11 protein-coding genes and 1 tRNA gene are annotated in these 12,286 nt (G+C 72.7%); 3 read left to right on the forward strand and 9 right to left on the reverse strand.

Going from position 1 to position 12,286, the window contains the following annotated elements:
* Nucleotides 1-55: 55 nt before the first annotated feature.
* The 3 genes from ACZ55A_RS07585 to ACZ55A_RS07595 form a co-directional block, all read right to left on the reverse strand.
* Nucleotides 56-1,270, reverse strand: coding sequence for an amidohydrolase family protein (locus ACZ55A_RS07585; protein WP_468835746.1), 1,215 nt, complete (start codon nucleotides 1,268-1,270; stop codon nucleotides 56-58).
* Complete coding sequence (locus tag ACZ55A_RS07590; RefSeq protein WP_468835749.1) at nucleotides 1,270-2,670, reverse strand: glutamine synthetase family protein; 1,401 nt, start codon at nucleotides 2,668-2,670, stop codon at nucleotides 1,270-1,272. Before ACZ55A_RS07590 ends, ACZ55A_RS07585 begins: the two co-directional genes overlap by 1 nt.
* A 110-nt stretch (nucleotides 2,671-2,780) precedes the next feature.
* The gene (locus ACZ55A_RS07595) at nucleotides 2,781-4,844 is read right to left on the reverse strand and encodes a SpoIIE family protein phosphatase (protein ID WP_468835751.1); all 2,064 of its coding nucleotides are present in this window, start codon (nucleotides 4,842-4,844) and stop codon (nucleotides 2,781-2,783) included.
* Nucleotides 4,845-5,110: 266 nt separating this feature from the next.
* On the opposite strand from ACZ55A_RS07595, the gene ACZ55A_RS07600 reads away from it, so the two are divergent.
* Together ACZ55A_RS07600 and ACZ55A_RS07605 are read left to right on the forward strand one after the other, a co-directional pair.
* Nucleotides 5,111-5,443 carry a DUF427 domain-containing protein gene (locus ACZ55A_RS07600; RefSeq protein ID WP_468835754.1) on the forward strand — a complete coding sequence of 111 codons (333 nt, stop codon included), beginning with the start codon at nucleotides 5,111-5,113 and terminating at the stop codon, nucleotides 5,441-5,443.
* Between the two features lie 228 nt (nucleotides 5,444-5,671).
* Nucleotides 5,672-6,232, forward strand: coding sequence for a DUF309 domain-containing protein (locus ACZ55A_RS07605; protein WP_468836597.1), 561 nt, complete (start codon nucleotides 5,672-5,674; stop codon nucleotides 6,230-6,232).
* 104 nt (nucleotides 6,233-6,336) lie between these two features.
* Here ACZ55A_RS07605 and ACZ55A_RS07610 read toward each other — a convergent pair whose 3' ends face one another.
* The 6 genes from ACZ55A_RS07610 to ACZ55A_RS07635 all read right to left on the reverse strand — a co-directional run bounded on the left by ACZ55A_RS07610 (nucleotide 6,337) and on the right by ACZ55A_RS07635 (nucleotide 11,807).
* Nucleotides 6,337-7,497 carry a D-alanyl-D-alanine carboxypeptidase family protein gene (locus ACZ55A_RS07610; protein ID WP_468835757.1) on the reverse strand — a complete coding sequence of 387 codons (1,161 nt, stop codon included), beginning with the start codon at nucleotides 7,495-7,497 and terminating at the stop codon, nucleotides 6,337-6,339.
* A 221-nt stretch (nucleotides 7,498-7,718) separates the two neighbouring features.
* Nucleotides 7,719-8,936: a cytochrome P450 family protein gene (locus tag ACZ55A_RS07615; RefSeq protein ID WP_468835759.1), complete on the reverse strand. Its 1,218-nt coding sequence runs from the start codon at nucleotides 8,934-8,936 to the stop codon at nucleotides 7,719-7,721.
* Between the two features lie 156 nt (nucleotides 8,937-9,092).
* Nucleotides 9,093-10,313 (reverse strand): MAB_1171c family putative transporter, encoded by a 1,221-nt coding sequence (locus tag ACZ55A_RS07620; protein WP_468835762.1) that lies wholly within the window; start codon nucleotides 10,311-10,313, stop codon nucleotides 9,093-9,095.
* Complete coding sequence (locus ACZ55A_RS07625; protein WP_468836600.1) at nucleotides 10,306-10,917, reverse strand: hypothetical protein; 612 nt, start codon at nucleotides 10,915-10,917, stop codon at nucleotides 10,306-10,308. Before ACZ55A_RS07625 ends, ACZ55A_RS07620 begins: the two co-directional genes overlap by 8 nt.
* Before the next feature lie 79 nt (nucleotides 10,918-10,996).
* Nucleotides 10,997-11,485, reverse strand: a complete 489-nt coding sequence (locus ACZ55A_RS07630) for a helix-turn-helix domain-containing protein (RefSeq protein WP_468835764.1) — start codon at nucleotides 11,483-11,485, stop codon at nucleotides 10,997-10,999.
* Nucleotides 11,486-11,730: 245 nt separating this feature from the next.
* A tRNA-Pro gene (locus ACZ55A_RS07635) sits at nucleotides 11,731-11,807 on the reverse strand.
* Nucleotides 11,808-11,984: 177 nt separating this feature from the next.
* Between ACZ55A_RS07635 and ACZ55A_RS07640 the strand changes: the two genes are divergently transcribed.
* Nucleotides 11,985-12,278, forward strand: a complete 294-nt coding sequence (locus tag ACZ55A_RS07640) for a YiaA/YiaB family inner membrane protein (protein WP_468835767.1) — start codon at nucleotides 11,985-11,987, stop codon at nucleotides 12,276-12,278.
* The last annotated feature ends 8 nt before the right edge of the window (nucleotides 12,279-12,286 follow it).

Here is a 12,286-nt window from a genome sequence, read left to right on the forward strand (position 1 = left end):
GCGGCAGGGCGGGAAGTGGTGCGCGGGGCGGGCGCCCCTTACACGCCTTCTCCCGTCACGCGTCGGTCTGCCCCGCCGGCAGCCCGTAGACCCGGCGCGCATTGTCCGCGGCGATCATCGCCCCGACCCGCCGGGCGTCCGCTTCCGACCACGCGCCGCTCGCCGTCCACTCCCCCAGGACGCCCGCCAGCGCGGTCCGGAAGAGCGCCGCGCCGACGGCGTACAGCTCCGGGAGGCCGTAGGCGTCGGTGGAGAAGAGCAGCTTGCCGAAGGGCGCGAGCTCCAGGAATTCGGCGAGTACGGCGGTGGCGCGCGCTCCGGTGTGCGTGAGGGTCAGCCCGATGTCGGCGTAGACATGGGGGAAGACGCTCGCCAGATAGGCGGCCTGCCGGTGGTACGGGTAGCAGTGCAGCAGCACCAGGTCCGTGCCGGTGTCGGCGGTGGCCCGGGCCAGGTCGGTGAGGAGCGCCGGGTCAGCGTGGTCGAGTCGCAGATCGGGGTCGCCGAAGCCGGTGTGGAGCTGGAGCGGGCGGCCGGTGGTGACGGCCAGGTGGATGAGGTGGCGCAGCAGGACGGGGTCGGTGAGGCGGCGCGCGCCCGTGGCCGCCCAGGCGCGGGCGGCGCTGCGTACCGCGTCGGCGGTGGGCGGTGTGGGGTCGAGCGCCAGTCCGTGGCGGTAGGCGGCGACGGATTTGAAGGCGACGGCGGTGCGCGCGGCGTCCTGGACGGCACGGGCGAGCGCATCGGTGAACTCCCCCGCGTCGAACGGCTCGACACCGAGAGACCCAGCGTCGAACGACTCGGCGCCGGCCCCCTCGGCGCCCAGAAAGCGCACCGCGATGCGCTCCGCCAGCGTCTCCAGCCGTACGACCTCGTGGCCGGTGCCGCCGCCCGCCGCGGCCGTCTCGCCCGGGCCGGTCAGGTCGCCGGGCAGTCCGGTGTCCAGGAGGTACGCGCCGATGCCGGTGGCGCGCAGCAGCCGGCGCCGGGTCTCGTCGGGGCCCAGTTCACGGCGGCGGGCCAGATAGCGCTCGGGCGGGCAGTGTGCGGGCAGTTCGAGCAGCGGCGGGCACCAGCGGCGCACGGCGAAGCCGGCCTGGGTGTCGAAGAAGGTGGTGCCGGCCGCGGGTGGCCGGTCCGATTCGGTGAGGTACGACGCGAACGTCGCGGGGTCGGGGTCGTGCCGGATCACACCGTGGCAGTGGTGGTCCACCAGCGGCGGCAGGCCGTCGTCGAAGGCGGGGGCGGTCCCCGGGACCTCCGCGGGCATCACCAGCGCCAGCGGGTGGCGGCGGCGATCTCCTCGGCCGAGCTCTCGGCGAAGTGCGCCTCCTCGGCGCGCCGGACGGCCAGCACCGCGCCGTGCAGCACCTCGCCCATCGCCTCGTACAGCGGCGCCGACTTCTCGAACCGGTCGGCCGCCTCGGTGAGGGTGGCGGGCAGCCGTACGATGCCGCGCCGGGCCCGCTCACGGACCCCGAGGGTGCCGGGGTCGCCGGTCTGCGGGGCCGGCAGCTGGGCGGCGGACTCGATGCCGTGCAGTCCGGCGGCGATCACCGCGCCGACCGCGAGGTAGGGGTTGGCGGCCGCGTCGAAGGTCTTGACCTCGGCGTGCCCGCCGTCCGGGTCGTCGGGCGCGCCGGTGATCAGCCGCAGCGCCGCCTCGCGGTTCTCCACGCCCCAGCACTGGTAGACACCGGCCCAGTGGGAGGGCTGAAGCCGCAGATAGCTGGCGGGTGACGGGCAGCCGATGGCGAGCAGGGCGGGCAGGGCGCCGAGGACGCCGCTGAGGAAGGACACCGCGTCCGGCGCCAGGCCCCATTCGGCGTCGGTGGTGCGGTGCAGGCTCCGTCCTTCGCGGTACAGGCCGAGGTGGAGATGGCAGCCGTTGCCGACCTGCCCGGCGACGACGGAGGGGGCGAAGGAGGCGCGCAGCCCGTGCCGGGCGGAGATCGCCCGGATGGTCTCGCGGACCAGCACCACGTCGTCGGCGGCGCGTACCGGGTCGCCCGGTGCGGTGGTGATCTCGAACTGGCCCGGCGCGTACTCGGGGTGGAGCTGGAGGACGTCGATGCCCTGGACGGTCAGCGCCTCGGTGACATCGCGGAGGTAGTCGGAGAGTTCGACGACCCGGGTCATGCCGTAGGCGGGGCCGGCACAGGGGTAGTCGAGCGCCGCGTCCACGTCCACGGCTGCCGGGTTGTGCCCTTCGGGGGCGCGGGTGACCACCCACTCGGTTTCGAAGCCCATCCGCAGCTCCAGGCCGGCCGCGCCGGCCCGCTCCGCCATCCGCCGGGCGAACTGCCGCTGGCAGGCGGGGTGCGGCACACCGAGCTGGTCGTAGCGGTCGGCCGGGGCCCAGGCCCAGCCGGGCTGGGCGGCGAGGGCGGTGACGCGGTCCAGGGCGGGGAAGAGCCGCAGGTCCCCGTCGGGCCCGCCGAGGTGGTCGGACTCGGTGATGGCGTCGTCGGAGGTGAAGACGTCGAAGACCGGCGACATCCCGACGCCGCGCTCGGCGGTGGCCGCGAGCCGGTGGGCCGGGACGGTCTTGACGCGGGTGATGCCCGCGTTGTCCACCCAGGTCAACGCCACGTTCCGGACGCCTTCCGCCTCCAGTCGCGCCGCCAACTGGCGGGCTTCCTCGCGCTGTTCCGCAGCCCGCGTTGCCATAGAGCCGTCCTCACTCGACCAAGCCGATCACTCGGCGCCCGTCTTCCCCCTGATCGTCCGGTACGGCACGACGCTCCCCCAGCGAACGCTGGGAGGCACCCCCATCCCGGTCAGGGGCAGTTGAACTCGCACCATACGCACTTTCCACCGCCGCGCGGCTCCACACCCCAGACATCGGCCAGCCGGTCCACGAGGAGCAGGCCCCTGCCGGAGACTCCGGCCTCGCCCGGTTCGCGGCGTCGCGGCAGGTTGCTGGAGTGGTCCTCGACCTCCAGCCGCAGGCGCCGCTCCACGCTGTGCGGCATCCGGATGTTGACCACCGCCTCACCGTCGGTGTGCAGCAGCGCATTGGTGATCAGCTCGTCGGCGACCAGCTCGATCTCCTCGGAGCGCTCGGCGGCGCCCCAGGCGCGCACCGCGGCCCGGATCATGTGCCGGGCGGCTGCCAGGCCTTCGGGGTCGGCGGGGGCGATGTGCTGACGGAACCGGCCGACGGTGTCGTGTGCGGGGGTGCCCAGGCGGCGCAGCAGGAGCAGCGCCATATCGTCCTCGCCGGTCCGCTCGCCCGCCGAGTCGCAGAGCCGGTCGGCGAGTTGCTGGACGTCCTGCGGACCGTCGCGGACCTCGCGGGCCAGATGCCGCATCCCCTCGTCGAGGTCGATGCCGGGCTGTTCGACGATGCCGTCGGTGCACAGCACCAGGGTGTCGCCGGGAGCGAGCTGGACGGTGGTGACGGGGTAGTCGAGCCGCCGGAATTCGGAGGAGATGCCCAGCGGCAGCCCGCCGGCCACCGGCAGCCGGCGGCAGATGCCCTCGGCGTGCCGCAGCAGCGGGTCGATATGGCCGGCCCGGACGATCCGGGCCGAGCCGGTGCTCAGATCCGCGTCGACGTAGATGCAGGTGGCGAAGCGGTCGGTCTCCAGTTCGTTGAGGAAGGCGGAGGCCCGGCCCATGACGGTGGCGGGCGTGTGCCCTTCGGCTGCGTACGCGCGCAGAACGATCCGCAGCTGACCCATCAGGGCCGCGGCGTGGGTGTCGTGGCCCTGGACGTCGCCGATGACGGCGGCGACCCGGCCGTTGGGCAGCGGGATCACGTCGTACCAGTCGCCGCCGATGTCCCGGCCCATCCGGGCGGAGCGGTAGCGGACCGCGATCTGGGCGTCGGCGACGCCGGGAATCCGGCGCGGCAGCATGGCCTGCTGGAGGCCGGCGGCGAGGTCGTGCTCCTGGTCGTAGAGCATGGCGCGGGCCAGGCTCTGCGCGATGCTGCTGCCGAGCGCCACCAGGACGTTGCGCTCCTGGTCGCGGAAGTCGCTCTCGCGCTCGAAGAACAGCCCGATCACCCCGATGGGGCGGCCCTGGGCGATCAGCGGCAGATACGCGGCGGAGTTGACGTTCAGCGGCTCGATGGCGTGCCACAGCCGGGGGTAGGTGTTCTTGAATTCGGCGCGGCTGCACACATAGCGCGGGGTGAGGGTGCGCACCACCTCGCTCATCGGGAATTCGTCGCCGACGCGGGTGTACTCGAGATCGGGCACGAAGCTGCCCGCCTTGCCCTCGGAGACCAGCCGGATCCGGCCCGCTTCGACGAGCCCGAGGATGATGTTCTCCGCGCCCAGCCGGCTCAGGCCCTGCTCGTCGGCGAGCACCGCGATCACTTCACGGACGGTTCGGGCGTGCGCCAGGGCGGCCGTGGTGCGCTCGACGACGCTGGTGTGCCGGCGGCGTTCCTCGTCGACCGCCAGCCGTTCCGCCGCGTGGGTGTATTCGTGGCTGGCGTCGCGGACCACGCCGATGATGCGGCGGGGCCGGCCGCTGCTGTCCCGGCGGATGCTGCCCTGGGCATGGGTCCAGCGCAGTTCGCCGTCGCGCCGCTGTACCCGGAAGTAGGCGCCGTAGGAGTCGCTGCCGTCCTTGAGCGCCCGGGCCACCAGGGCGTCCAGCCGGGCCGCCTCATGGGCCGGGACGCGGATGTTGAGGGTCTGGGGGCGGTCGTCGTACTCGGACGGGTGCAGGTCGAAGACCTCGAGGGCGGGCGGGTCCATGTGCATCAGCCCGCTGTCGAGGTCCCAGTCGAAGCCGCCCATGCCGTTGAGGGCCAGGGTCAGGTCCGGGTGGGCGGGCCAGTCGTCCGGCACCGACACGGTGGGGCGCTTCGCTCCCCGGTCAGCCATGTCGTCACTTTGCCACATTCACCCGGATTGCGGCTGCCCCAGCGGATCCCTCCGCCGATCCGGCGGCACCCTCCGCATGGACCGTGCACCGGCGGCCGTACCCGCAGGCGGGTGCCCGCTACGCAGCGGTGCGCTGGTGTAGTGCGCGTGCAGGCGCCCCACGGCGGTGGCACGGGCGGCCTGGGCACTGCGGCTGACCGCGGCCCGGTGCGACCCTGGGACCGTAGCCCCAGCCCCGCACACCGACCCGGGAGGGACCACCGACCATGAGCGCCGCCCAAGGCCACCACATCGAGATCAAGCAGGGCACCGACCACATCCGCGTCCGGCACAACGACACGCTGCTGGCCGACAGCCGGCGTCCACTGCTGCTCTTCGAGACCGGCTACCCGGTCCGCTACTACCTCCCGCCCAAGGACGTCCGCACCGATCTGCTCACCCCGTCCGAGACGCACACCGTCTGCCCCTTCAAGGGCACCGCCTCCTACTGGTCGCTCACCGACGGCCCGACGGACATCGTCTGGGCCTACCCCGAGCCGCACCCGGAGGTGGCGCAGATCAAGGATCACTTCTGCTTCTACGAGGTCGAGTTGGACTGACGGACCGGGGCGGCCCCAGCGCGGAGCAGTGTTCGCGTTGCTGTGCGCGACCGCGGAGGCGTCTGCCGCGCTCCACGTCGTGAACTGCTGCACCGGAGTTCCAGGGCGCACAATCGAAGCGTGAACGACATGGAGAGCGCCCACGACGAGCCCGGCCGCCCCTTGCCACGCGAGGAGGGCGGCGACCCGGCCTGCTGGCTGGACCAGGTGTGTGCGGCCTGCGGACGGATCCGTGAGCGGCCCGGCAGTGAGGTCTGCGAGCACTGCGGAGCCGGGGCGGAGGAGGGCGCCCCGGCCCGTCGCCGGGACCGCGATGAGCAGGGGCGGGCCCGTAACGCCCGCCCGCGTGACGGGCTCGGCCGGCCGCTCCCGTACGGGACGCCGGGGGTGGCCCGGCAGCCCGAGGGGGTGTCCCGAACGCCCTCGGCTTCGCTGGTCGAGGCGCAGCGGCTGCTGGACGCGGGGATGCCGTTCCACGCCCACGAGGTGCTGGAGGACGCCTGGAAGGCGGCGCCGGAGGCGGAGCGCGAGCTGTGGCGGGGACTCGCCCAGCTCGCGGTGGGCCTCACCCACGCGGCACGGGGCAATGCCGTAGGGGGCGCGGCGCTGCTCGACCGGGGTACGGCGGCCATCGGTCCGTACGCGGACTCCGCCCCCTACGGGATCGATATCGCGGGGCTGCTGGCCTGGGCGCGGGGGCTGACCGGCCGCCTTACGGGGCCGGAGGCCGTATCGGGGCCGGTATCGGCGGCGGAGTCCGCGCCCCGGCTGCGGACGACCGGCGGCTAGGGGTGTCTTCCCGATCAGCCCGGCATGATCGGGAAGACACCCCCTAGGACGCCGGCTGGGACCGCCGGCGACCAGGCGGAAAGCCGCCCGTCGGCTCCCGGGGCCTACCCGCCGCCTCCCCTCTCCCCGTTGCCGGCGCGCTGCTGGCGCCGCCGGGCGAGCAGGGCGCGCAGGCCCATGGCCGCGACCCCGGCACCGCCCGCCCCGAGGACGAGGGCGGGACGCCAGGGGGAATCGTCGGCTGCGGCCTCGGTGGCCTGGGCGGCCACCGGGCTCAGCGGGGCGCGGTCGTACCCGGTGTGTGCGTTGTGCAGGGTGCCCACCGGCTGGGTGGTGCCGTCCGTGCGGAAGCCCCAGTCCAGCAGCGCACCGGCTTCCTTGTAGACGCCGTTGGCCACCGACGACTGCGGGTTGAGCACGGTGACCAGCAGCGTGCGGCCGTTGCGGCGGGCCGCGGCGATCAGGGTGTTGCCGGCCTTGGTGGTGTACCCGTTCTTGACGCCGATGAGGCCGGGGTAGCGGGACAGCCCGTGCGAGCCCACCAGCAGGCGGTTGGTGTTCTCGATCTGGGTGGTGCCGCCGGCGCTGGGGAACGTGGCGCGGGCGGTCGCGCAGTAGCGGGCGAAGTCCGCGTTGGCCAGACCGGCGCGGGCGAAGACGGTCAGGTCGTACGCGGAGGACACCTGTCCGGGCGCGTCATAGCCGTCGGGGGACTTCACCGTGGTGTCGCGTGCGCCGAGCTTGCGGGCGGTCTGCTGCATCTCGCGGGCGGTGGCCTGCCAGCCGCCGTTCATCGCGGCCAGCACATGCACCGCGTCGTTGCCGGAGCGCAGGAAGACGCCGCGCCACAGGTCGGCGACCGTGTAGCGGCGGCCCTGCTGGATGCCGACGAGGCTGCTGCCTGCACCGACGCCCGCGAGGTCCGCGGAGCTGACCTGGCGGACCGTACCGGCCTGGAACTTCGGCAGGACGGTGACCGCGAACAGCGTCTTGAGGGTGCTGGCGGGGGCGAGCTTGCGGTGCGGGCTCTTGGCGGCCAGCACGCTTCCGGTCTCGGCGTCGGCCACCATCCAGGACAGCGCGGTCAGCCCGTCGGGCAGCCTCGGTATGCCGGGGGCGGCGTCCTGCGTCCCGGCGGCGGCCACGGCGGGCTGACGGGCTTTCGGTCCGTCGGCCGCGGCCGGTATGCAGCTCAACGACAGACCGACGACGGCCATCAGGGCCATCGCAGCGGTCCTCTTCGACACACGCGCGTCACATGCCATGACGTCACGCTAAGGAGGACGACTGTCGCGCGCAGCGCGGTTGAGCCAGACGGGCCATGACGGCGCGTCGCCCGCGGCGGTTCGCACCCGGCGGATCGCATCTGCAACCGGTGCAAAGGAAGGCCCGCCCGGTGCGACGGGGGATGCACACCGGGCGGGCTCAGGAACATTTCTACCGCATCAGCGAACGGTTGCGCCCCAAAAACGTGTTCGTTCGGCGATTACCAAGCGATGGGCAGCGAAATCAGGCCACGCGAGCGAAGCGCCCGACGGCGCCGCAATTGACCACGCGGGACGCCCAGTCGCAGCCCCGGGAAGCGGTCGAGCAGCGCCTCCAGCGCGGTGACGGCCTCCATACGGGCGAGCGCGGCGCCGAGGCAGTAGTGGATGCCGTGGCCCAGCGCGAGGTGCCCGGAGACGTCGCGGCCCGTGTCCAGCGTGTCCGGCGCCGGGAAACGGGCGGGGTCACGGTTCGCGGACGCGATCGACAGCAGCACGCTCTCCCCCGCCGCGATCCGTACGCCGCCGATCTCCAGGTCCTCCTTGGCGAAGCGGCGGATCGACACCGGGGACGGGCCCTCGTAGCGCAGGAACTCCTCGACGGCGGCCGGCAGTTCGGCCGGATTGTGCCGTAGGTGTTGGAGCTGTTCGGGGTGGTCGAGCAGGGTGAGCACGGCGTTGCCGATGAGGTGGACGGTGTTCTCGTATCCGGCGAAGAGGATGAGGAAGGCGAGCGAGGTCAGTTCGTCCTCGGTGAGCCGGTCGTCGCCCCCCTCCGAGTCGTCGCGCACCGCGGTCAGATCCGAGAGCAGATCGTCGCCCGGCTCTGCGCGCTTGGCCGCTATCAGACCGGTGTAGAACTCCAGCATCGCGCCGATCGCCTGCTTCATCAGCTCCGGCCGGCTCGGGTCCGGGGTGATCAGGGCGTCCGACCAGCCGAGGAAGTCGCGGCGGTCGTCCTGCGGGATACCCAGCAGATCGCAGATCACGGTGATCGGCAGCGGCCCCGCGTAGTCGGCGATCAGATCGGCGCTGCCGCGCTGCTCCATCGCGTCCAGCAGTTCGTCGGCGACCTGCCGTACGGGCTTGCGCAGCGCCTCCACCCGGCCCGGGGTGAACGCCTTGACCACCAGCCGGCGGATCCTGGTGTGGTCCGGCGGGTCCATGTTGAGCAGATTGGCGTCCAGGGCGGGCGGCAGCGCGAAGCCTCGGTAGCCGCTGGGGGCGGCGTTGCGTTTGTCCAGGGAGAGTCTGGGGTCGGTGAGGGCGCTGCGGACGTCGTCGTAGCGGGTGACCAGCCAGGCGGGGTGTCCGTCGGCGCCGGTGATCCGGTGCACCGGTCCGGCTTCGCGCAGCGCGGCGTAGGCGGTGTACGGATCGTCCAGCAGCGGGGTCATGTCGATCGGGGCGTCGGGGCCGGTCTCGGCGGTGTTCGGCATGATCCCGACTGTAGGGCGCGGCCTGCGGGGCCCGGCTGCTGCGCGCCATCCGGCAGTACAGGCGAGGGCGGCACCGGTCCGCGGATGACCGGTGCCGCCTCCGTCGTGCCGGGCAGCCCGGACCCCCGTACCGGGCCACCCCGTCTGTGGTGTTCCTCAGCCGTGCGCCATCGAGCTCCGCTGGCGCAGCTCGGTGAGCACGGTGTCGATCAGCGGCGAGTGGTAGACGTCCGCGACCAGTGCCAAGTGCTCGTACTCCGCGCTGAGTTCGGACCGCTCCGCGCCGGTGGCGACCACCACGCTGTCCGCGCCGTGGGCGGGGACATGGCCCACCGCGCGGTTCTCCAGCCCGCGGCGCAGCGCGGCGGCCTCGGCGACGGCGGCCAGCTGCCGGTCGTCGAGCGCGACCGCCCGGGCCCGTTCGCGCGCGATGTCGACGGCGTCGGACTCCACATGGCGGCGGATACCGCGCTGGACGTCCCGGATCTCGGCCATCTGACGGTTGGCCCGCCACTCCAGGTCGGCGAACGGCCAGCGCACCGACCAGGCCGAGGCCTCCATGGTGACTTCCGGGGCCTGCGCGGTGACGGTCCGCCAGAGCGGGGAGAGGCGGCGCAGCCGGCGCCAGGCGGCGACCCGGGGGCCGGCGGCCGGCAGCGCGAATCCGGCGAGGACCAGCAGCGCCGCGACGGAGGCGCTCAGCGGTGCCACCCCGTTGGAGAGCCAGAGTGCGGGGTGGCCCGTCCAGGACAGTACGAAGCCGATGACCTTGCAGGCGCAGTAGACCAGGCCGAGCCAGCAGCCCGCGGCCAGCACCCGCAGACCGCGCGCCAGATGGGTGCCGCCGAGCCGGGCGGCGTAGCGGGGGCAGAGCGTCCCCAGGCCGGCGAGGCTCGATCCGAAGATGGCCAAATACAGCACCAGGAACAGCATGACTCCGGGCGAGTCGGTGTAGGCGGTGCTGAAGTCCCGGGGGTGCTCGACGGCGTCCGGCCGGCCGAGCGCGAAGCCGGTGACCGCCACCGCCCACAGCGCGGCCACCCCGGCGACGGCCGCTCGCGCCCTGGCCCGCGCCCGGGCCCGGGCCGCCGCGTCCTCGCCGGCCGTCCAGCGCAGCAGCAGTACCAGCGCGCCCGCGGCGAAGACCACGACGGAGGAGTAGAGGAAGACCATGGCGAGGTTGGCGACGCCGGTCAGCCGGTCGAAGGCGCGGTAGAGGCTGGGCGCGGAGAACAGGAAGACCGTCGCCACACCACCGGTCATCACACAGGCCAGCCCCAGGTCCGCATTGCTGCGGTCGCGGAACCAGGCGACGGCCTTGTACCCGACGATCGCCCAGGCGGCGAGGCCGAACGACAGATAGAGGACGTCAAACACGCGGGCCTCCGTCCCCGGCCCGGCCCGCGCCGACCCCGTCGGAGCCGTCGCCTCCGGCCGTCTGCTCCCGCTCCCGCCGGATGTGCTGGAGCGCGGGCCCGAGCGCCGCGGCCAGCTCGGCCGCCGCTCCCTCCAGGGGGAGTTCGCGCTCGGCGGCCGAGGGGGCCACCCGCTCCATCAGCAGCGTGCCGAGTACTTCGGTTTCCCGCTCGGCGAGGTTGTCATAGCCGTGGTGCCGGGCGAAGCCCATGGTCAGGCCCATCCGCTGCATGGCGGTGGCGACATCGACCGACGGCGTCCACAGCTTCAGGGCGTCCTCGGTGACGGCCGGGTCCTGGCCGTGGCCCAGCAGCAGATGGCTGAGCTCGTGCAGCACGATGTGGGCCTGGTGCCAGGGCGAGGTCTTGAGCTCGTAGAAGATCCAGTAGCCGTCGTCGGTGACGGCCGTCATGCCCGAGACCACCCCGCCCAGGCTCATCGGCACCAGATGGACGGGCCGCTCCACCCGCGCGCCGACGATGTCGCACATCCCGCGCAGATCGGTCGCGGCGGGCAGCTCGAGCTCCTTGATGAGCCGCTTGCACCGCCTGCGTATCTGCCCCACTCGCATGCTCGTCCCGTCCTCGTCTCCGGTCCGCTGCCAGGAAGCGAAGAGCTGGTCGCGTTCAGCGGTCCGTGTCGCGTCACTCACCGCGCCGGTCACCGCCCTGCTCCGGCGGATCGGCCGGCAGATTCATCTGCTGCCGGAACTGCGAAATGATCGTCGTCAGGCTGTCCTGCACCTCCGGCGGGAGCCCGACGGAGCGCAGTGCGATGGCCCGCACCCGCTGGTCCCGCATCGCCGCGAGAAAGCGGACCTCCTCCTCCACCCGCGCGGCCTGCGGCTGGGAGAGGTCCCCTAACAGATAACCGACCGGCACGGCAAAGAACTTGGCCAACGCGCGCAGCAGCTCCGGACTCGGATTCGCCCGCTTCCCGTTCCGCAGCATCGACAGATACTGCTCGGTGACCTTGACCCCGCCGTACGCCTCCGCGCCGCCGCTGATCTCCTCGGCGACAAAGGCGTTGGTGTACGGCGCGCCGGGCGGATGCATGTTCGCGAAGAGGTGGTTGAGCCGCTCCGCGAGCACACTGCCCGCCCCCTTGGACCGGCCGTTGCCCCCCACGCCCATGCCCACCGTCCCCCCTCGATCGAGCCCAACGAGCAGTTAAGGCCGCCCGTACTGCGCCCCTCATCCTGTCACGCAACACACGCGCCGCACCAGTCCACTTACGGACAGTGAGCCCAGGCGGCCTTAACCGGGAGTTGAGTGCCCGACGGCGCGCGCCACAGCTGCGTCGCAACCGCCCCGTGAACGGCAAACGAAAAAGCCGCCTTCTCCTCAGAGAAGACGGCTTCCGACCTGCGGAAAGTCGCTGGTCGGGACGACAGGATTTGAACCTGCGACCCCTTGACCCCCAGTCAAGTGCGCTACCAAGCTGCGCCACGTCCCGGTGCCCGCTCCGGCCGGGAGATCCCCGGCTGGCCGTGCACGAGAACAATACCGCATGTCAGAGGGTGGGTGCTGCCATATTCGGGCATCGTGGCGCGGGCGGGCGGGTGTCGGCCGGGTGACCAGGATGAGTACCGGTACTCATGTGCCGCTGTCACCGTGGCGCCACGCTACGCGCATGAGCACTCCATCTATTCAGCGGCCGACGACGACTGCCTTCTTCGTGCAGGCCGCGGTCTCCTTCGGACTGTCGCTGGCGGCACTGATGATCGGGATCCTGAAGCTGCCGGTGGGGCCCTGGGAGCGGGGTTTCCTCGCACTCGGCCTGGTCTTTGTGGTGTCCTCGGCCTTCACCCTGGCCAAGTGCGTGCGGGACCGGCAGGAGGTGGCCGAGGTGACGAACCGGGTGGACAAGGCCCGGATCGACAAGCTCCTCATCGAGCAGGACGTCTTCAATCCGGGACAGCTCTGATGTTGTCC

Source organism: Streptomyces sp. NPDC034111 (assembly GCF_055575375.1).

Coding starts and splice junctions, on each gene's coding strand:
- ACZ55A_RS07585 (WP_468835746.1), bottom strand. CDS start 1,270: ATGCCCGCGGAGGTCCCGGGGACCGCCCCCGCCTTCGACGACGGCCTG.
- ACZ55A_RS07590 (WP_468835749.1), bottom strand. CDS start 2,670: ATGGCAACGCGGGCTGCGGAACAGCGCGAGGAAGCCCGCCAGTTGGCG.
- ACZ55A_RS07595 (WP_468835751.1), bottom strand. CDS start 4,844: ATGGCTGACCGGGGAGCGAAGCGCCCCACCGTGTCGGTGCCGGACGAC.
- ACZ55A_RS07600 (WP_468835754.1), top strand. CDS start 5,111: ATGAGCGCCGCCCAAGGCCACCACATCGAGATCAAGCAGGGCACCGAC.
- ACZ55A_RS07610 (WP_468835757.1), bottom strand. CDS start 7,497: ATGGCATGTGACGCGCGTGTGTCGAAGAGGACCGCTGCGATGGCCCTG.
- ACZ55A_RS07615 (WP_468835759.1), bottom strand. CDS start 8,936: ATGCCGAACACCGCCGAGACCGGCCCCGACGCCCCGATCGACATGACC.
- ACZ55A_RS07630 (WP_468835764.1), bottom strand. CDS start 11,485: ATGGGCGTGGGGGGCAACGGCCGGTCCAAGGGGGCGGGCAGTGTGCTC.
- ACZ55A_RS07640 (WP_468835767.1), top strand. CDS start 11,985: ATGAGCACTCCATCTATTCAGCGGCCGACGACGACTGCCTTCTTCGTG.